The organism is Streptomyces sp. NPDC021749 (assembly GCF_040640655.1).
In the GTDB taxonomy this organism is placed as follows: domain Bacteria; phylum Actinomycetota; class Actinomycetes; order Streptomycetales; family Streptomycetaceae; genus Streptomyces.
Genome location: NZ_JBFACE010000007.1, coordinates 20,949 through 38,105, shown reverse-complemented (window position 1 = coordinate 38,105; position 17,157 = coordinate 20,949). Strand labels below are relative to the sequence as shown.

Genomic DNA, 17,157 nt, shown 5'->3' with positions numbered 1-17,157 from the left:
GTGAAAGAGGAGAGGAGGTGCGGAATCAGCGGCGATTCTCGGCCAGCCGGGGGACGACCAGGTCCCACACCGTGTCCGCCAGGGCTTCCTTCGGACCGTACGGGACCGGGGTCTCGGTGCCGTCGGCCGCCAGGACCACCGCCTCGTTCTCGGCCGAGCCGAACGCCTTGTGCTCGCCGACCTCGTTGACGACCAGCAGGTCACAGCCCTTGCGGGCGAGCTTGGCGCGCCCGTTGGCGAGCACGTCGTCGGTCTCCGCGGCGAATCCCACCACCACCTGGCCGGGGCGGGCGCGGTCGGCGGACAGCTCGGCGAGGATGTCCGGATTCCGGACCAGCACCAGCGGCTCCGGCTCCTGGTTCTCCACCTTCTTGATCTTGGCGGTGGTGTAGACGGCGGGCCGGAAGTCGGCGACCGCGGCCGCCATGACCACGGCGTCGGCGTCCGCGGCGGCCTTCAGCACGGCCTCCCGCAGCTGCCTGGCGGTGCCGACCGGGACCACGTCCACGCCCACCGGGTCGGGCAGCTCGGTGTTGCCGGCGACGAGCGTGACCCGGGCACCGCGCGCGGCCGCGGTGGCCGCGAGCGCGTAGCCCTGCTTCCCGGAGGACCGGTTGCCCAGGTAGCGCACGGGGTCCAGGGGCTCGCGGGTGCCGCCGGCGCTGACCACGACGTGGCGTCCGGCGAGGTCCGCCACGGTGGCGCCTTGGACCCCGCGGGCCAGCACCCGGCGGCAGAGGGCGAAGATCTCCACCGGGTCCGGGAACCGGCCCTTGCCGGTGTCGACGCCGGTCAGCCGGCCGACCGCGGGCTCGACGACGATCGCGCCGCGGCGCCGCAGCGTGGCGACGTTCTCCTGGGTGGCCGGGTTCTCCCACATCTCGGTGTGCATCGCGGGCGCGAAGACCACCGGACAGCGGGCGGTCAGCAGCGTGTTGGTCAGCAGGTCGTCGGCGAGGCCGTGGGCGGCCTTGGCCAGCATGTCGGCGGTGGCCGGGGCGACCACGACGAGGTCGGCGGCCTGGCCGATGCGGACGTGCGGGACCTCGTGGACGGACTCCCAGACCTCGGTGGTGGCCGGGTGGCCGGACAGCGCGGACCAGGTGGCCTCGCCGACGAAGTGCAGCGCCGAGGCGGTCGGCACCACCCGGACGTCGTGCCCGGACTCGGTCAGCCGGCGCAGCAGCTCGCACGCCTTGTACGCGGCGATCCCGCCGCTGACCCCCAGGACGACCCTGGGCCGCTCCCGCTCCCGCTTGTCCATCGCTTCGCCGCTCCCCGAGCTCCCGGTCCGCACTACGTCCGTAGCGCCTGTATGCCCCTATGACACACCAAGGGCCCGGCGGACGCGCCGCCGGGCCCTGGATGAACGTAACGCTGCTTACTGGGCCGGGCCCTCGATGGACTCGGAGGTCAGCAGGCCCGCGTTGATCTCGCGCAGCGCGATCGACAGGGGCTTCTCGTGGACGTGGGTGTCCACGAGCGGGCCGACGTACTCCAGCAGGCCCTCGCCGAGCTGGGAGTAGTACGCGTTGATCTGGCGCGCGCGCTTGGCGGCGTAGATCACGAGGCTGTACTTCGAGTCGGTGGCCTCGAGAAGCTCATCAATGGGCGGGTTGATGATGCCCTCGGGAGCGGTGATGGAAGAGGACACTCTCTACCTTCCGAAAGGGGATGAAGCCTGGGTGGCATGCGCCCGGCCGTCGTACGGGCCGGCGCAAAGTCTGTGCGTCCGGAGCCGAGCGGCTCCGCGGGGTCAGCCGCTGGTGCTCTTGTCCCCGGATCGATGCAGCATCAAGGCTAGCAGCTCACGGCTCACGTCCTCGACGGAGGTGTTGACACACGTCACGTCGAACTCCTTCTCCGCGGCCAGCTCGACCCGGGCGGCCTCCAGGCGGCGCTCGATGACCTCGGGCGCCTCCGTGCCCCGGCCGGTGAGCCGGCGGACCAGCTCCTCCCAGCTCGGCGGGGCGAGGAAGACCAGCTGGGCCTCGGGCATGGACTCCCGGACCTGGCGGGCGCCCTGCAGGTCGATCTCCAGCAGGACCGGCTCGCCGGCCTCCAGGCGGTCCAGGACCGCCTGGCGCGGGGTGCCGTAGCGGTTGCCGGCGAACTCGGCCCATTCGAGCAGCTCACCGTTGGCGATCAGCTTGTCGAACTCCTCGTCGTCGACGAAGAAGTACTGGACGCCGTGCTGCTCCCCGGGTCGCGGGGTGCGGGTGGTGGCCGAAACCGAGAGCCAGACCTCGGGGTGGACCTTGCGCATATGCGCGACGACCGTGCTCTTGCCGACCCCTGAGGGGCCGGAGAGCACGGTCAGTCGCGGTTGTCTGGCCGGGGGGCCGGCGGGGGTCGTCCCCCGGGAGACTGCAGAACTCATGCAGCGATTATTCCAGCTTCCCGGCGATGCCGGAAAATTCAGCCGGAAGCGCTGCTGCCGAATTCGCGCTCCAGTGCCGCGATCTGGTTGGAGCCAAGGCCCCGGACGCGGCGGCTCTCGGAGATCCCGAGCCGCTCCATGAGCTGCTTGGCGCGGACCTTGCCGACGCCCGGCAGGGACTCCAGGAGGGCCGAGACCTTCATCTTGCCGATGACGTCGTTCTTCTGGCCCTGCTGGATGACCTCATGGAGGGAAGCACCGGAGTGCTTGAGCCGATTCTTGACCTCGGCGCGCTCCCGGCGAGCCGCGGCGGCCTTCTCGAGCGCGGCTGCGCGCTGTTCAGGGGTAAGGGGCGGAAGAGCCACGCCTACGTCACCTCGGATGTCGAACTGTCGGATACGGACCGGTGTGGAACCTAGTCGCCCCGCACCTGCGGAGCAACGAGCAACGCGCTTGCGTGCACTGCTCTCGACGGAGACTAGCGGCCGAGCGCGCCGGAGTCAGCGAGAACAGACGAAAAGTCCTGGTCAGACTCTGCTGACCAGGACAATTCGGGACCAAACTCCCCGACTTACGGGGCTTGATCGAGCGCGGTGCGCACTTCCTCGGTGAATCGGTCCGCCGCGGCGCGCAGTCCGGCGGCGTCCGGACCGTGCTTCAGGACCCCCCGGCTCACGCTGGGGAGGACGTTGCCGGCCGCGGCGCCGAAGACGGTCGGCAGGTCGGCCGGGGTGGCGCCCTGCGCGCCGATGCCGGGGGCCAGCAGCGGACCGTTGATCGCCAGATCGAACGAGGAGAGATCGCCGAGGGTGGCGCCGACCACCGCGCCGAAGGAGCCCAGCGGCTCGGCGCCGGCGTTCTCGGCGGCGAGGTGGCCGAGCATCGTCGCCCCGAGGGTGCGGCCGTCCTCGCGGACCGCGCGCTGGACCTCGGCGCCCTCCGGGTTGGAGGTCAGCGCCAGCACGAACAGTCCCGCGCCGCTCTCCCGCGCCAGGTCGACGGCCGGCTTCAGCGAGCCGTAGCCGAGGTACGGCGAGACCGTCAGGGCGTCCGAGAACAGCGGCGAGTCCGGGCGCAGATAGGTCTCGGCGTAAGCCGCCATGGTGGAGCCGATGTCGCCGCGCTTGGCGTCCATGAGCACCAGTGCGCCGCGCTCGCGGGCCTCGACGACGGCGGTCTCCAGCACGGCCAGGCCGCGCGAGCCGAACCGCTCGAAGAACGCGGACTGTGGCTTGAAGACGGCGACGTGCTCGCCGAGCGCCTCGACGACGGTGCGGGTGAACCGCGCCAGGCCCGCGACGTCGTCGTTCAGGCCCCAGTCGGCCAGCAGCGAGGCGTGCGGGTCGATGCCCACGCAGAGCGGGCCGCGCTCGTCCATGGCACGGCGCAGTCGCGCCCCGAAGGGGTCGGTCATGCGGTCACCTTCTTGTGCTCGGCGCCGACGGCGTCGGCGAGGGTGGCGTACGGGCTGGTGCGCAGGCGCGCGGCCAGGCCCTTGTGGATCGAGCGGCACCAGAACGGGCCCTGGTAGATGAAGGCGCTGTAGCCCTGGACGAGGGTGGCGCCGGCGAGGATGCGCTGCCAGGCGTCCTCGGCGGTCTCGATCCCGCCGACGCCGACCAGCGTGATCTTGTCGCCGACGCGGGCGTAGAGGCGGCGCAGCACCTCCAGGGAGCGCTGCTTGACGGGCGCGCCGGAGAGGCCGCCGGTCTCCGCGACCAGGGCCGGGTCGGACGTCAGCCCCAGGCCCTCGCGGGCGATGGTGGTGTTGGTGGCGATGATGCCGTCCAGGCCGAGTTCGACGGCCAGGTCGGCGACCGCGTCGACGTCCTCGTCGGCCAGGTCGGGGGCGATCTTGACCAGCAGGGGGACCCGGCGGTCGGTGACCGTGCGGTCGGCGGCCTCGCGGACCGCGGTCAGCAGCGGCCGCAGGTGGTCGACCGCCTGCAGGTTGCGCAGCCCGGGGGTGTTCGGCGAGGAGACGTTGACGACCAGGTAGTCGGCGTGGCGGGCCAGCCGCTCGGTGGAGGTGACGTAGTCGCCGATCGCCTCGGACTCCGGGACGATCTTGGTCTTGCCGATGTTGACGCCGAGGGTGGTCGGGAAGACCGGGGTGCGGGCCGCCAGACGGGCCGCGACGGACGCGGAGCCGTCGTTGTTGAAGCCCATGCGGTTGATCAGCGCGCGGTCCGGTACGAGCCGGAACAGGCGCTTCTTGGGGTTGCCGGGCTGCGGCTGGGCGGTGACCGTGCCGATCTCGACGTGGTCGAAGCCGAGCATGGTCATGCCGTCGATGGCCACCGCGTTCTTGTCGAAGCCGGCGGCCAGCCCGAACGGGCCGTGCATCCGGCGGCCGAACGCCTCGACGCGCAGTTCCTTGTAGCGCGGGGCGAGGGCGGCGGCGAGGAAGGTGCGCAGCACGGGGACCTGCGCGGCCCGCCGGATCCAGCCGAAGGCCAGGTGGTGGGCCCGCTCGGGATCCATGCGCGTGAAGAAGAGCCGGAAGAAGAGCTGGTACATGGTGGTGTGTCCTCACGAAGAGGGGGACACAGCGGCGGTTCGCTGTGTCCCCCTCACGGGCTGCTAGTCGCGGGCCGCGGTCAGGTGTTCCGCGTGTTCCTGGAGGGACCTGACGCCCACGTCGCCGCGGTTCATCGCCTCGATGCCCTGGACGGCGGCCGCGAGGGCCTGGACCGTGGTCAGGCAGGGCACGGAGCGGGCCACCGCCGCCGTACGGATGTCGTAGCCGTCGAGGCGGCCGCCGGTGCCGTACGGGGTGTTGACGATCAGGTCGACCTCGCCGGCGTGGATCAGCTGGACGATGGTCTTCTCGCCGTTCGGGCCCTCGCCCTCGGACTGCTTGCGCACGACGGTGGCGTTGATGCCGTTGCGGCGCAGCACCTCGGCCGTGCCGGAGGTGGCGAGCAGCTCGAAGCCGTGCGCGACCAGCTCGCGCGCCGGGAAGATCATCGAGCGCTTGTCCCGGTTGGCGACGGAGACGAACGCCCGTCCCTTGGTGGGCAGCGCGCCGTACGCCCCGGCCTGCGACTTGGCGTAGGCGGTGCCGAAGACCGAGTCGATGCCCATGACCTCGCCGGTGGAGCGCATCTCCGGGCCGAGGACGGTGTCCACGCCGCGGCCGTGGACGTCGCGGAACCGGCTCCACGGCATCACGGCCTCCTTGACGGAGATCGGCGCGTCCAGCGGCAGGGTGCCGCCGTCGCCGGTCTTCGGCAGCAGGCCCTCGGCGCGCAGTTCGGCGATGGTGGCGCCGAGCGAGATCCGGGCGGCGGCCTTGGCCAGCGGTACCGCGGTCGCCTTCGAGGTGAAGGGGACGGTGCGGGAGGCGCGGGGGTTGGCCTCCAGGACGTAGAGGATGTCGCCGGCCATCGCGAACTGGATGTTGATCAGGCCGCGGACGCCCACGCCCTTGGCGATGGCCTCGGTGGAGGCGCGCAGCCGCTTGATGTCGAAGCCGCCGAGGGTGATCGGGGGCAGTGCGCAGGCGGAGTCGCCGGAGTGGATGCCGGCCTCCTCGATGTGCTCCATGACGCCGCCGAGGTAGAGCTCCTGGCCGTCGTAGAGCGCGTCGACGTCGATCTCTATGGCGTCGTCCAGGAACCGGTCGATGAGGACCGGGTGGCGGTCGATCAGGCCGGCGTGCCGGGTGAGGTACTCGCCGAGCGACGGCTCGTCGTAGACGATCTCCATGCCGCGGCCGCCGAGGACGTAGGACGGCCGGACCATGACCGGGTAGCCGATCTCGGCGGCGATCCGCTTGGCCTCGTCGAAGGAGAAGGCGGTGCCGTACTTGGGCGCGGGCAGTCCGGCCTCGGTGAGCACCCGGCCGAAGGCCCCGCGCTCCTCGGCGAGGTCGATGGCCTCGGGCGAGGTGCCGACGATCGGCACGCCGTTGTCCTTGAGCCCCTGCGCCAGGCCCAGCGGGGTCTGCCCGCCGAGCTGGACGATGACGCCGGCGACCGGCCCGGCCTGGGTCTCGGCGTGCACGATCTCCAGCACGTCCTCAAGCGTGAGCGGCTCGAAGTACAGGCGGTCGGAGGTGTCGTAGTCCGTCGAGACGGTCTCCGGGTTGCAGTTGACCATCACGGTCTCGTAGCCGGCGTCGCTGAGCGCGAACGAGGCGTGGACGCAGGAGTAGTCGAACTCGATGCCCTGGCCGATGCGGTTGGGGCCGGAGCCGAGGATGATCACGGCAGGCTTCTCGCGCGGGGCGACCTCGCTCTCCTCGTCGTAGGACGAGTAGAAGTACGGGGTCTTGGCGGCGAACTCGGCGGCGCAGGTGTCGACGGTCTTGTAGACCGGGCGGACGCCGAGGGCGTGCCGGACCTCGCGCACGACGTCCTCGCGAAGGCCGCGGACCGCGGCGATCTGGGCGTCGGAGAAGCCGTAGCGCTTTGCGTCCGCGAGGATTTCCGGGCCGAGCTTGTCGGCGCCGGCGATCTCGTCGGCGATCTCCTTGATCAGGAAGAGCTGGTCCACGAACCACGGGTCGATCTTCGTGGCGTCGAAGACCTCCTCGGGGGTGGCACCGGCCCGGATCGCCTGCATGACGGTGTTGATCCGGCCGTCGGTGGGGACCTGGGCCTTCTCCAGCAGGGCGGCCTTCTCGCCCGGTGCGCCGGCGAAGTCGAACTGGCTGCCCTTCTTCTCCAGGGAGCGCAGCGCCTTCTGCAGTGCCTCGGGGAAGTTGCGGCCGATGGCCATGGCCTCGCCGACCGACTTCATGGTGGTGGTCAGCGCGGCGTCGGCGGCCGGGAACTTCTCGAAGGCGAAGCGCGGCACCTTGACGACGACGTAGTCGAGGGTCGGCTCGAAGGAGGCCGGGGTCTGCTCGGTGATGTCGTTCGGGATCTCGTCGAGGGTGTAGCCGACGGCGAGACGGGCGGCGATCTTCGCGATCGGGAAGCCGGTCGCCTTGGAGGCGAGGGCCGACGAGCGCGACACCCGCGGGTTCATCTCGATGACGATCACGCGACCGTCCTCGGGGTTCACCGCGAACTGGATGTTGCAGCCGCCGGTGTCGACGCCGACCTCGCGGATGACGGCGATGCCGATGTCCCGCAGGATCTGGTACTCGCGGTCGGTGAGCGTCATCGCCGGGGCGACGGTGATCGAGTCGCCGGTGTGCACGCCCATCGGGTCGAAGTTCTCGATGGAGCAGACGACCACGACGTTGTCGTTCTTGTCGCGCATCAGCTCCAGCTCGTACTCCTTCCAGCCGAGGATGGACTCCTCCAGGAGCACCTCGGTGGTCGGGGAGAGCGTGAGGCCCTGGCCGGCGATCCGGCGCAGCTCGTCCTCGTCGTGCGCGAAGCCGGAGCCGGCGCCGCCCATGGTGAAGGACGGGCGGACGACGACGGGGTAGCCGCCGAGCTCCTCGACGCCCGCCAGGACGTCGTCCATGGAGTGGCAGATGACCGAGCGGGCGGACTCGCCGTGGCCGATCTTGGCGTGGACGGCCTCGACGACCTCCTTGAACTGGTCGCGGTCCTCGCCCTTGTGGATCGCCTCGACGTTGGCGCCGATCAGCTCCACGCCGTACTTGTCGAGGGTGCCGGCCTCGTGCAGCGAGATGGCGGTGTTGAGCGCGGTCTGGCCGCCCAGGGTGGGCAGCAGGGCGTCCGGGCGCTCCTTGGCGATGATCTTCTCGACGAAGTCCGGGGTGATCGGCTCGACGTAGGTCGCGTCGGCGATCTCCGGGTCGGTCATGATCGTCGCCGGGTTGGAGTTCACCAGGATGACGCGCAGGCCCTCGGACTTGAGGACCCGGCAGGCCTGGGTGCCGGAGTAGTCGAACTCGGCGGCCTGGCCGATGACGATCGGGCCGGAGCCGATGACCAGGACGGACTGGATATCGGTGCGCTTAGGCACGCTGGCCCTCCATCAGGGATACGAAGCGGTCGAAGAGGTACGCGGCGTCGTGCGGACCCGCGGCGGCTTCGGGGTGGTACTGGACGCTGAAGGCCGGCTGGTCGAGGAGGTGCAGTCCCTCCACCACGTCGTCGTTGAGGCAGACGTGGGAGACCTCGGCGCGGCCGAAGGGGGTGTCGGAAACCTTGTCGAGCGGGGCGTCGACGGCGAATCCGTGGTTGTGCGCGGTGACCTCGACCTTGCCGGTCGTGCGGTCCTGGACCGGCTGGTTGATCCCGCGGTGGCCGTACTTGAGCTTGTAGGTGCCGAAGCCCAGCGCGCGGCCGAGGATCTGGTTGCCGAAGCAGATGCCGAAGAGCGGGGTCTTGCGCGTGAGGACGCCCTGCATGACGGAGACCGCGTGGTCGGCGGTGGCCGGGTCGCCGGGGCCGTTGGAGAAGAACACGCCGTCCGGGTCGACCGCGTAGATGTCCTCGACGGTGGCGGTGGCGGGCAGGACGTGCACCTCGATGCCGCGCTCGGCCATGCGGTGCGGGGTCATGCCCTTGATGCCGAGGTCGACGGCGGCGACGGTGAACTTCTTCTCCCCGATCGCCGGGACGACGTACGTCTCCTTGGTGGCGACCTCGGCGGAGAGGTCGGCGCCCTTCATCTCGGGGGCCTGGCGCACCTTGGCGAGCATGGTGCCCTCGTCGGGCAGCGCGTCGCCGGAGAAGATGCCGACCCGCATGGCGCCGCGCTCGCGCAGGTGGCGGGTGAGCGCGCGGGTGTCGACGCCGCTGATGCCGACCACGCCCTGGGCGGTCAGTTCCTCGTCCAGGGAGCGCACCGAGCGCCAGTTGGACGGGATCCGGGCGGGGTCGCGGACGACGTAACCGGCGACCCAGATCCGCTGGGACTCGGGGTCCTCGTCGTTGACCCCGGTGTTGCCGATGTGCGGGGCGGTCATGACGACGACCTGGCGGTGGTACGAGGGGTCGGTCAGCGTCTCCTGGTAGCCGGTCATGCCGGTGGAGAACACCGCTTCGCCGAAGGTCTCCCCCACGGCCCCGTAGGCACGGCCGCGGAAGGTGCGGCCGTCCTCCAGGACAAGTACGGCGGGAAGCGCCTTGTTCCTCTGAGAGGAGCTTCCCCTGGTGGAGGTCGTCATCGTGCGCCTTCCGTTTCGCTCTGCTCGGTGGTGTTTCGGGTGGTGGGGGTGGTGCTCAGTGCGGTGAGGGCCTCGACCCAGGCGGGGTGTTCCTCCGCCCGGTCGGAGCGGAAGCCGGAGTCGATCTCCCGGTCCCCGTGCTGCCAGGTGACGACGAGCAGGCCGCCCTCGGTGAGGACCTTGCCGGCGATGCCCTTGTCGAGGCGGGCACCGCGCAGTGCGGCGGCCGGTACGAAGAAGTCCGTCGCGCCCGGCCGTACGACGTCCAGGCCCCGGTCGGTCAGGGTCAGCTCGACGCGGCTGCGGGTGCCCAGGCCGTGGGCCACGATCCGGTCGAGCCACTGCCCTGCGGTGGTGGAGCCGTGGTAGCGCCCGCTGAGGGTCAGCTTCGCCTCTCCCAGGTCGTCAGGGGCGGACGGCAGCTCGGGCAGGTAGCTCTGGAGGGTGCCGCGCCACTTCCAGCCCTGGCGCATCAGCCAGTAGACGAAGACGACGAGGACCAGCAGGCCGGCGACCCAGCCGAGCCGTGCCGCCCAGTCGGTGACCGGAGCGGACCGCTGCGCCTCGGCCAGGTGGATGAGTGGAGGAGTCACGCCAGCTTCCCGTCGACGACCGTTGCCCGGCCCCGCAGGAAGGTGTGGGTGACGCGTCCCGGCAGCTCACGGCCCTCGTAGGGGGTGTTGCGGCTGCGGGAGGCGAAGCCCGCGGGGTCCACCTCTCCACGGTAAGCGGAATCGACCAGGGTGAGGTTGGCGGGCTCACCTGCCGAGATGGGCCGGCCGTGGCCCTCCAGGCGGCCGATCCGCGCGGGCCGGAAGGACATCCGCTCGGCGACGCCGGCCCAGTCCAGCAGCCCGGTGTCGACCATCGTGTGCTGGACGACGGAGAGCGCGGTCTCCAGGCCGACCATGCCCATGGCCGCGGCGCCCCACTCGCAGTCCTTGTCCTCGTGGGGGTGCGGCGCGTGGTCGGTGGCGACGATGTCGATCGTGCCGTCGGCCAGCGCCTCGCGCAGGGCCAGCACGTCGCGCTCGGTGCGCAGCGGCGGGTTGACCTTGTAGACGGGGTTGTAGGTGCGCACCATTTCGTCGGTGAGGAGGAGGTGGTGCGGGGTGACCTCGGCGGTGACGTCGATGCCGCGGGACTTGGCCCAGCGCACGATCTCCACGGACCCGGCGGTCGAGAGGTGGCAGATGTGCACGCGGGAGCCGACGTGCTCGGCGAGCAGCACGTCCCGGGCGATGATCGACTCCTCGGCGACCGCCGGCCAGCCGCCCAGGCCCAGCTCGGCGGAGACGATGCCCTCGTTCATCTGGGCGCCCTCGGTCAGCCGCGGCTCCTGGGCGTGCTGGGCGACGACGCCGCCGAACGCCTTCACGTACTCCAGGGCCCGGCGCATGATCACCGCGTCGTCGACGCACTTGCCGTCGTCGGAGAAGACGGTGACGCCGGCCGCGGACTCGTGCATGGCGCCGAGCTCGGCGAGCTTCTTGCCCTCCAGGCCGACGGTGACGGCGCCGATCGGCTGGACGTCGCAGTAGCCGTGTTCCTGGCCGAGCCGGTAGACCTGCTCGACGACGCCGGCGGTGTCGGCGACCGGGAAGGTGTTGGCCATGGCGAAGACGGCGGTGTAGCCGCCGGAGGCGGCCGCGCGGGTGCCGGTGAGGACGGTCTCGGAGTCCTCCCGGCCGGGCTCGCGCAGGTGGGTGTGCAGATCGACCAGGCCGGGGAGGAGGACCTTGCCGCCGGCCTCGACGACCTCGGCGCCCTCCGCGCTCAGCCCGGTGCCGACGGCCTCGATGAACTCGCCGTCGATCAGGACGTCCTGCGGCTCGCCGCCGAGCACCTTCGCACCACGGATCAGGATCTTGCTCATGGGTCTTACTTCTCCTCGGTACGGGGGTTGGTCACGGCGGGCTCGTTGCCGCCCAGGAGCAGGTAGAGGACGGCCATCCGGATGCTGACGCCGTTGGCGACCTGCTCGACGGCCGTGCAGCGGCCGGAGTCGGCGACCTCGGCGGTGATCTCCATGCCGCGGACCATGGGGCCGGGGTGCATCACGAGGGCGTGCCCGGGCATCCGCGCCATGCGGTCGCCGTCCAGGCCGTAGCGGCGCGAGTACTCGCGCTCGGTGGGGAAGAACGCGGCGTTCATCCGCTCGCGCTGGACCCGCAGCATCATCACGGCGTCGGACTTGGGCAGCACGCCGTCGAGGTCGTACGACACCTCGCAGGGCCAGGTCTCGACGCCGACCGGCACCAGGGTGGGCGGGGCGACCAGGGTGACCTCGGCGCCGAGGGTGTGCAGCAGGTCGACGTTGGACCGGGCCACCCGGCTGTGCAGGACGTCGCCGACGATGGTGATGCGCCGGCCGGACAGGTCCTGGCCGATCCCGGCGTCCGGGCCGATCAGCCGGCGGCGCATGGTGAAGGCGTCGAGCAGGGCCTGGGTGGGGTGCTGGTGGGTGCCGTCGCCGGCGTTGATGACGGGGGCGTCGATCCAGCCGGAGTTGGCGAGCCGGTAGGGGGCACCGGAGGCGCCGTGCCGGATGACGACGGCGTCGACGCCCATCGCCTCCAGGGTCTGCGCGGTGTCCTTGAGGGACTCGCCCTTGGACACGCTCGATCCCTTGGCCGCGAAGTTGATGACGTCCGCGGAGAGCCGCTTCTCGGCGGCCTCGAAGGAGATCCGGGTGCGGGTGGAGTCCTCGAAGAAGAGGTTGCAGACCGTGCGTCCGCGCAAGGTGGGGAGCTTCTTGATCGGCCGGTCGGCGACCCGGGCCATCTCCTCGGCGGTGTCGAGGATCAGCACGGCGTCGTCGCGGGTGAGGTCGGCGGCCGAGATGAGGTGGCGCTTCATCCGGTTTTCTCCGTGTGTAGGGAGGTGTACGGGAATGTCCGTCAGGCAGGCATGCCTGCGGGCCCGGGGTCACCGGGTCCGTCAGCGGTGCGCTAGCGCTCGCCGGCCGGGGCGGTCTGCTTGAGGCCGAGCAGCACGGCGTCCCGGCCGTCCTCCTCGGTCAGCTGGACCTTGACCGCCTCCCGCAGCGACGTGGGGAGGTTCTTGCCGACGTAGTCGGCGCGGATCGGCAGTTCGCGGTGGCCGCGGTCGACGAGGACCGCCAGCTGGACGGCGCGCGGCCGGCCGATGTCGCCCAGGGCGTCCAGGGCGGCGCGGATCGTGCGTCCGGAGAACAGGACGTCGTCGACGAGCAGGACGACCCGGCCCTCGATGCCCTCGGCGGGGATGTCGGTGCGGGCGAGCGTCCGGGCCGGGCCCAGGCGCAGGTCGTCGCGGTACATCGTGATGTCGAGCGAGCCCACCGGGACCGTGCGGCCGGTGATGTCCTGGAGCTTGGCGGCCAGCCGCCGGGCGAGGAAGACGCCACGGGTGGGGATACCCAGCAGCACCACGTCGTCCGCGCCCTTGGCGCGCTCGACGATCTCGTGGGCGATGCGGGTGAGCATGCGCGCGATGTCCGGGCCTTCGAGCACCGGCCGCGCGGGGAGCCGGGCTCCCGCTTCGGAGCTGTTTGCGTCCATACGAAACGGACCTCCTTCTCCGCCTCACGGGACGGACCTTAAAGGACGTCGGATTACGCAGTCAGGCTACCAGGACCCCTCTGCTGGCCCGTCTGCACCCCTGACGGGTGAGGGTCTGGCCCATTCCGCTTGACGAACCGAGATTACGCTGCGTAACCTCACAGTGAGTTACCAGCCACGCGGCGGAGCCGCATGTCGATACAGCTGTCTGGGGAGCTATATGTCCAGCGAATACGCCAAACAGCTCGGGGCCAAGCTCCGCGCCATCCGCACCCAGCAGGGCCTCTCCCTTCACGGCGTCGAGGAGAAGTCCCAGGGTCGCTGGAAGGCCGTGGTGGTCGGTTCGTACGAGCGCGGCGACCGTGCCGTCACCGTGCAGCGCCTTGCCGAGCTGGCGGACTTCTACGGCGTTCCGGTGCAGGAACTGCTGCCGGGCACCACACCGGGCGGTGCGGCCGAGCCGCCGCCGAAGCTGGTGCTGGACCTGGAGCGCCTGGCCCACGTCCCGCAGGAGAAGGCCGGCCCGCTGCAGCGCTACGCCGCCACGATCCAGAGCCAGCGCGGTGACTACAACGGCAAGGTCCTCTCGATCCGCCAGGACGACCTGCGGACCCTTGCCGTCATCTACGACCAGTCGCCCTCGGTGCTGACCGAGCAGCTGATCAGCTGGGGCGTGCTCGACGCCGACGCCCGTCGCGCCGTGTCCCACGAGGAGATCTGAGCCTCTCCGGTCATCTGCAGAAACGTACCGCCGCTCCGGACCCCGGGGCGGCGGTTCCGTTTGCCGTCGTACCCCGGCGCCGGTGCGGGCATGCGAACGGGCCCGGAGCGTCACTGCGCGCTCCGGGCCCGTTCGCATGCTCTGCCGCGCGGTCCGCGGCGCCGGCTACTGCGCCTCGCGCCGCAGACCCGGCTTCAGCTCCTTCAGCCGGCCGAGGAGGCCGTTGACGAAGGCCGGCGAGTCGTCCGTGGAGAACTCCTTGGCGAGCTGCACGGCTTCGTCGATCGCCACCGCGTCCGGTGTGTCGTCCACCCAGAGCAGTTCGTAGGCCCCGAGACGCAGGATCGAGCGGTCGGCCGCCGGCATCCGGTCCAGGTCCCAGTCGACCGCGTAGGTGGAGATCAGCTCGTCGATGCGGACGATGTGGTCCGCGTACCCCTCGACGAGCTGGAGGGTGTACTCGTTCACCGGCGGCTGCCGGGGGTCGGTCCGGGCGTGCCGCATCCAGTCCGCGAGCACGGACTGCACGTCGGCGCCGCGCTGATCGGCCTCGAAGAGGATCTGGAACGCGCGCTTACGGGCCTTGCTGCGGGCAGCCACGGTTAGCTGTTCACCCGGCCGAGGTAGTCGCTCGTGCGGGTGTCGACCTTGATCTTCTCGCCGGTGGTGATGAAGAGCGGGACCTGGATCTGGTGGCCGGTCTCCAGCGTGGCGGGCTTGGTGCCGCCGGTGGAGCGGTCGCCCTGGACGCCAGGCTCGGTCTCCTGGACGGTGAGCTCGACGGCGGCCGGCAGCTCGACGTAGAGCACCTCGCCCTCGTGCTGCGCGACGACGGCCTCGAAGCCCTCGATGAGGAAGTTGGCGGCGTCGCCGACGGCCTTGCGGTCGACGTGCAGCTGGTCGTAGGTGTCCATGTCCATGAAGACGAAGTAGTCGCCGTCCATGTACGAGAACTGCATCCCGCGCTTGTCGACGGTGGCCGTCTCGACCTTCACACCGGCGTTGAAGGTCTTGTCCACCACCTTGCCGGAGAGCACGTTCTTGAGCTTGGTGCGGACGAAGGCCGGGCCCTTGCCGGGCTTGACGTGCTGGAACTCGACGACGGACCAGAGCTGGCCGCCTTCGAGCTTGAGCACCATGCCGTTCTTGAGGTCGTTCGTGGATGCCACGGTTGCGGAATCTCCTGGACTGCAGGTGGTGGGACCCGGAGCGACGCCCACCGAGCCGCTGCGGCTCAGAGTGCGAGCAGCTCCTTGGTCGTGATCGTGAGTAGCTCGGGCCCGCCGTCCGCCTCGGGGCGGACGACGAGTGTGTCGTCGATCCGGACACCCCCACGGCCCGGGATGTGAACCCCCGGCTCGACGGTGACCGGCACGCAAGCGTCCAGTTTACCCATGGCGGCCGGGGACAACTGCGGGTCCTCATCGATTTCGAGCCCCACGCCGTGCCCGGTCCACGGCCCGAGCCGCTCGCCGTACCCCGCCGCATCGAGCACATGCCGGGTGATCCGGTCCACCTCGCGGCACTCCACCCCCGGCGCGAGCGCCTCCCGGCCGGCCCGCTGGGCTGCGAAAACGAGATCGTACAGCTCGATCTGCCAGTCCGAGGGGGTGGTGCCGATGACGAAGGTGCGGCCGATCTCGCAGCGGTAGCCGCGGTAGTTCGCCCCGAGGCAGACGCTGAGGAAGTCGCCCTCCTCGACCCGCCGGTCGGTGGGCAGGTGCCCCGGACGGCCGGAGTTCGGACCGGTCGCCACGGAGGTCGGGAAGGCCGGGCCGTCCGCCCCGTGGTCCACCAGCCGGCGCTCCAGCTCCAGCGCGAGATGCCGTTCGGTGCGGCCCACCAGGATCGATTCGAGCAGTTCGCCGAGCGCCTGGTCGGCGATCTCCGCGGCGATCCGCAGACAGGCGATCTCGTCGTCGTCCTTGACCAGCCGCTGGGCCTCGACCGCACAGGCCAGATCGGCCAGCCGGAGCTGCGGTGCGACCTGGGAGAGCGCCCGGTGCCGGGTGACGGTCAGATGGTGCTCCTCGACGGCGAGGGTGTCCGCACCGGCCTTCGCGGCCAGGTCGGCGCCGGCCACGACCGGATCACCGCCGCGGCCGGGCAGCACCGACACCCGCACGTCGTCCACCGGCCGCCCCTCGGACGGATCGCCGCTCAGCGGTCTGCCGCACAGCAGGACGTCGTCGGAGGGGCCCAGCAGCAGAGCGGCGCCCGGTGGGGCGCAGGCGGTGAGGTAGCGGACGTTCGCGGGGCGCGAGATCAGGGCGGCGGCGCTTCCGGTTGCGGCGCAGCGGTCGCGCAGCCGCGTGCGTCGGGCCGCGTACAACTCGGACATATCGCAAGCGTACGGCGGCTCCCCCGCGGCGGCCGGTCGAGGGGGCCGCCCGGGGGACCACCAGCCGGAAGGCGCCCTGCGGCGGCTACCAGCTGGGCGGGCTGGCCAGCGAGCGGGCGACCACGTCGTCCAGCACCCGCACCGTCGTGGCGACGTCGTGCTGGGAGTTGTCGATGATCGGCAGGCCCGAGCCGTACCAGCCGGCCATCCGGCCGTGGATCCTGGCCACCTCCTCGTCCGACAGCCGGCGGTTGCCGGTGCGCCGGGCGTTGCGCTCCAGCACGATCTCCAGGCCGGGCAGCAGCACGATCGGCAGCAGACCGGGACCGACGTGGCGCTTCCAGCCGCCCAGGCCGACGACCGGACGGTCCGGGAAGACCGCGTCGTCGAGGATGCAGGAGATGCCGTTGGCGAGGAAGTTCCGCGCGGCGAAACCGCAGGTCCGGCGGGCCAGGCGGTACTGCGCCTCGGAGTGGTCGTTCCAGCCGGACTGCGGGTCGGCGAAACCGGCCCGGACCCATTCGCGGACGTCGTCCAGGCTGATGTGCGCGGTCGGCACCCGGCGGGTGTCGGCCCAGTGGCGCGCGACGCTGGTCTTGCCCGCGCCGGCCGGGCCGATCAGCAGCACCGCGACGGCGGCGTGCGCGGCGTCCGGCGCGGCCGGGTCGGACGGCGGGCTCGGCAGCGGCACCGGGGCGCCCGGCGGCAACTGGACATGGCCGGTGATGTCGTTGCTGTGCCCGCTGGGCGCCGGGGCCTGCTGGGGCGCGGGACCGTGCCAGCCGGGCTGCGGGGCGGGCTGCTGCACGGGCGGCGGGGCCGCGGGCGCGGGCGGGGCGGCCGGCGGGGCCGGCGGCGAGGTGGGCGGGGTGGGCCGTCCCGGGCTGGGCGTCCAGTGCATGGCGGCCCCGGGTCCTGATGCCTGCCCGTGGGGCGGCGGCAGCGGAGCCCCCACTGCGTACTGCATCCGGTGGCTCTCCGTCTCGTGCGGTCGACGTGGTGCGGGGCACGGCGCCGGGCCGGACTGCCCGGTGCGCCGTGCGGTAACCCACCGGCCCCCAGGGGCCGTTGGGCCCACGGCCGCCGGCGTGGGGTGGTACTGCTTGCGAACGGTACCCTCCCGGCGGCGCG

At 71.5% G+C, this 17,157-nt stretch carries 17 protein-coding genes; 1 reads left to right on the top strand and 16 read right to left on the bottom strand.

All coding sequences use genetic code 11. The annotated features are described in order from the left end of the window. Positions 1 to 25 precede the first annotated feature (25 nt). The 12 genes from coaBC to pyrR all read right to left on the bottom strand — a co-directional run bounded on the left by coaBC (position 26) and on the right by pyrR (position 12,964). On the bottom strand, positions 26 to 1,264 hold the full coding sequence (coaBC, locus tag AB0G35_RS09170; protein ID WP_360946180.1) for a bifunctional phosphopantothenoylcysteine decarboxylase/phosphopantothenate--cysteine ligase CoaBC: 1,239 nt from the start codon (positions 1,262 to 1,264) through the stop codon (positions 26 to 28). Between the two features lie 117 nt (positions 1,265 to 1,381). Then, positions 1,382 to 1,654 (bottom strand): DNA-directed RNA polymerase subunit omega, encoded by a 273-nt coding sequence (gene rpoZ / locus AB0G35_RS09165; RefSeq protein WP_030412017.1) that lies wholly within the window; start codon positions 1,652 to 1,654, stop codon positions 1,382 to 1,384. A gap of 102 nt (positions 1,655 to 1,756) precedes the next feature. Continuing rightward, a complete protein-coding gene (gmk, locus tag AB0G35_RS09160) occupies positions 1,757 to 2,380 on the bottom strand; it encodes a guanylate kinase (protein WP_360946176.1) in 624 nt (207 codons plus the stop codon). A gap of 38 nt (positions 2,381 to 2,418) precedes the next feature. Further along, complete coding sequence (locus tag AB0G35_RS09155; RefSeq protein ID WP_360946173.1) at positions 2,419 to 2,745, bottom strand: integration host factor; 327 nt, start codon at positions 2,743 to 2,745, stop codon at positions 2,419 to 2,421. 206 nt (positions 2,746 to 2,951) lie between these two features. Then, entirely contained in the window at positions 2,952 to 3,794 is an 843-nt protein-coding gene (gene pyrF / locus AB0G35_RS09150) for an orotidine-5'-phosphate decarboxylase (RefSeq protein ID WP_360946170.1), read from the bottom strand. Further along, on the bottom strand, positions 3,791 to 4,900 hold the full coding sequence (locus tag AB0G35_RS09145) for a quinone-dependent dihydroorotate dehydrogenase (protein ID WP_360946167.1): 1,110 nt from the start codon (positions 4,898 to 4,900) through the stop codon (positions 3,791 to 3,793). The genes pyrF and AB0G35_RS09145 overlap by 4 nt, the downstream gene beginning before the upstream one ends. Positions 4,901 to 4,963: 63 nt before the next feature. Next, positions 4,964 to 8,272, bottom strand: a complete 3,309-nt coding sequence (carB, locus tag AB0G35_RS09140; protein WP_360946164.1) for a carbamoyl-phosphate synthase large subunit — start codon at positions 8,270 to 8,272, stop codon at positions 4,964 to 4,966. Continuing rightward, positions 8,265 to 9,422: a glutamine-hydrolyzing carbamoyl-phosphate synthase small subunit gene (gene carA, locus AB0G35_RS09135; RefSeq protein ID WP_360946161.1), complete on the bottom strand. Its 1,158-nt coding sequence runs from the start codon at positions 9,420 to 9,422 to the stop codon at positions 8,265 to 8,267. Before carA ends, carB begins: the two co-directional genes overlap by 8 nt. Next, the gene (locus tag AB0G35_RS09130) at positions 9,419 to 10,015 is read right to left on the bottom strand and encodes a hypothetical protein (protein WP_360946158.1); all 597 of its coding nucleotides are present in this window, start codon (positions 10,013 to 10,015) and stop codon (positions 9,419 to 9,421) included. Before AB0G35_RS09130 ends, carA begins: the two co-directional genes overlap by 4 nt. After that, on the bottom strand, positions 10,012 to 11,298 hold the full coding sequence (locus AB0G35_RS09125) for a dihydroorotase (protein WP_360946155.1): 1,287 nt from the start codon (positions 11,296 to 11,298) through the stop codon (positions 10,012 to 10,014). Before AB0G35_RS09125 ends, AB0G35_RS09130 begins: the two co-directional genes overlap by 4 nt. A gap of 5 nt (positions 11,299 to 11,303) precedes the next feature. Then, positions 11,304 to 12,281: an aspartate carbamoyltransferase catalytic subunit gene (locus AB0G35_RS09120; RefSeq protein WP_360946152.1), complete on the bottom strand. Its 978-nt coding sequence runs from the start codon at positions 12,279 to 12,281 to the stop codon at positions 11,304 to 11,306. 92 nt (positions 12,282 to 12,373) lie between these two features. Beyond that, on the bottom strand, positions 12,374 to 12,964 hold the full coding sequence (pyrR, locus tag AB0G35_RS09115) for a bifunctional pyr operon transcriptional regulator/uracil phosphoribosyltransferase PyrR (RefSeq protein WP_360946149.1): 591 nt from the start codon (positions 12,962 to 12,964) through the stop codon (positions 12,374 to 12,376). A 220-nt stretch (positions 12,965 to 13,184) separates the two neighbouring features. Here pyrR and bldD point away from each other — a divergent pair, with 220 nt between their 5' ends. Beyond that, entirely contained in the window at positions 13,185 to 13,685 is a 501-nt protein-coding gene (gene bldD / locus AB0G35_RS09110; RefSeq protein WP_030412006.1) for a transcriptional regulator BldD, read from the top strand. Positions 13,686 to 13,850: 165 nt separating this feature from the next. Here bldD and nusB read toward each other — a convergent pair whose 3' ends face one another. The 4 genes from nusB to AB0G35_RS09090 form a co-directional block, all read right to left on the bottom strand. After that, the gene (gene nusB, locus AB0G35_RS09105) at positions 13,851 to 14,285 is read right to left on the bottom strand and encodes a transcription antitermination factor NusB (protein WP_261952574.1); all 435 of its coding nucleotides are present in this window, start codon (positions 14,283 to 14,285) and stop codon (positions 13,851 to 13,853) included. A gap of 2 nt (positions 14,286 to 14,287) precedes the next feature. Then, the gene (gene efp, locus AB0G35_RS09100) at positions 14,288 to 14,854 is read right to left on the bottom strand and encodes an elongation factor P (protein ID WP_360946145.1); all 567 of its coding nucleotides are present in this window, start codon (positions 14,852 to 14,854) and stop codon (positions 14,288 to 14,290) included. A gap of 65 nt (positions 14,855 to 14,919) precedes the next feature. Continuing rightward, the gene (locus AB0G35_RS09095; RefSeq protein WP_261952572.1) at positions 14,920 to 16,026 is read right to left on the bottom strand and encodes an aminopeptidase P family protein; all 1,107 of its coding nucleotides are present in this window, start codon (positions 16,024 to 16,026) and stop codon (positions 14,920 to 14,922) included. A gap of 85 nt (positions 16,027 to 16,111) precedes the next feature. Next, complete coding sequence (locus tag AB0G35_RS09090) at positions 16,112 to 16,993, bottom strand: Pro-rich N-terminal domain-containing protein (RefSeq protein WP_360946141.1); 882 nt, start codon at positions 16,991 to 16,993, stop codon at positions 16,112 to 16,114. Between the last annotated feature and the right edge of the window lie 164 nt (positions 16,994 to 17,157).

Excerpts from the sequence above, each read along its gene's own strand:
- coaBC (WP_360946180.1), bottom strand. The coding sequence starts at position 1,264 with ATGGACAAGCGGGAGCGGGAGCGGCCCAGGGTCGTCCTGGGGGTCAGC.
- gmk (WP_360946176.1), bottom strand. The coding sequence starts at position 2,380 with ATGAGTTCTGCAGTCTCCCGGGGGACGACCCCCGCCGGCCCCCCGGCC.
- pyrF (WP_360946170.1), bottom strand. The coding sequence starts at position 3,794 with ATGACCGACCCCTTCGGGGCGCGACTGCGCCGTGCCATGGACGAGCGC.
- AB0G35_RS09145 (WP_360946167.1), bottom strand. The coding sequence starts at position 4,900 with ATGTACCAGCTCTTCTTCCGGCTCTTCTTCACGCGCATGGATCCCGAG.
- carA (WP_360946161.1), bottom strand. The coding sequence starts at position 9,422 with ATGACGACCTCCACCAGGGGAAGCTCCTCTCAGAGGAACAAGGCGCTT.
- AB0G35_RS09125 (WP_360946155.1), bottom strand. The coding sequence starts at position 11,298 with ATGAGCAAGATCCTGATCCGTGGTGCGAAGGTGCTCGGCGGCGAGCCG.
- AB0G35_RS09120 (WP_360946152.1), bottom strand. The coding sequence starts at position 12,281 with ATGAAGCGCCACCTCATCTCGGCCGCCGACCTCACCCGCGACGACGCC.
- pyrR (WP_360946149.1), bottom strand. The coding sequence starts at position 12,964 with ATGGACGCAAACAGCTCCGAAGCGGGAGCCCGGCTCCCCGCGCGGCCG.
- bldD (WP_030412006.1), top strand. The coding sequence starts at position 13,185 with ATGTCCAGCGAATACGCCAAACAGCTCGGGGCCAAGCTCCGCGCCATC.
- AB0G35_RS09095 (WP_261952572.1), bottom strand. The coding sequence starts at position 16,026 with ATGTCCGAGTTGTACGCGGCCCGACGCACGCGGCTGCGCGACCGCTGC.
- AB0G35_RS09090 (WP_360946141.1), bottom strand. The coding sequence starts at position 16,993 with ATGCAGTACGCAGTGGGGGCTCCGCTGCCGCCGCCCCACGGGCAGGCA.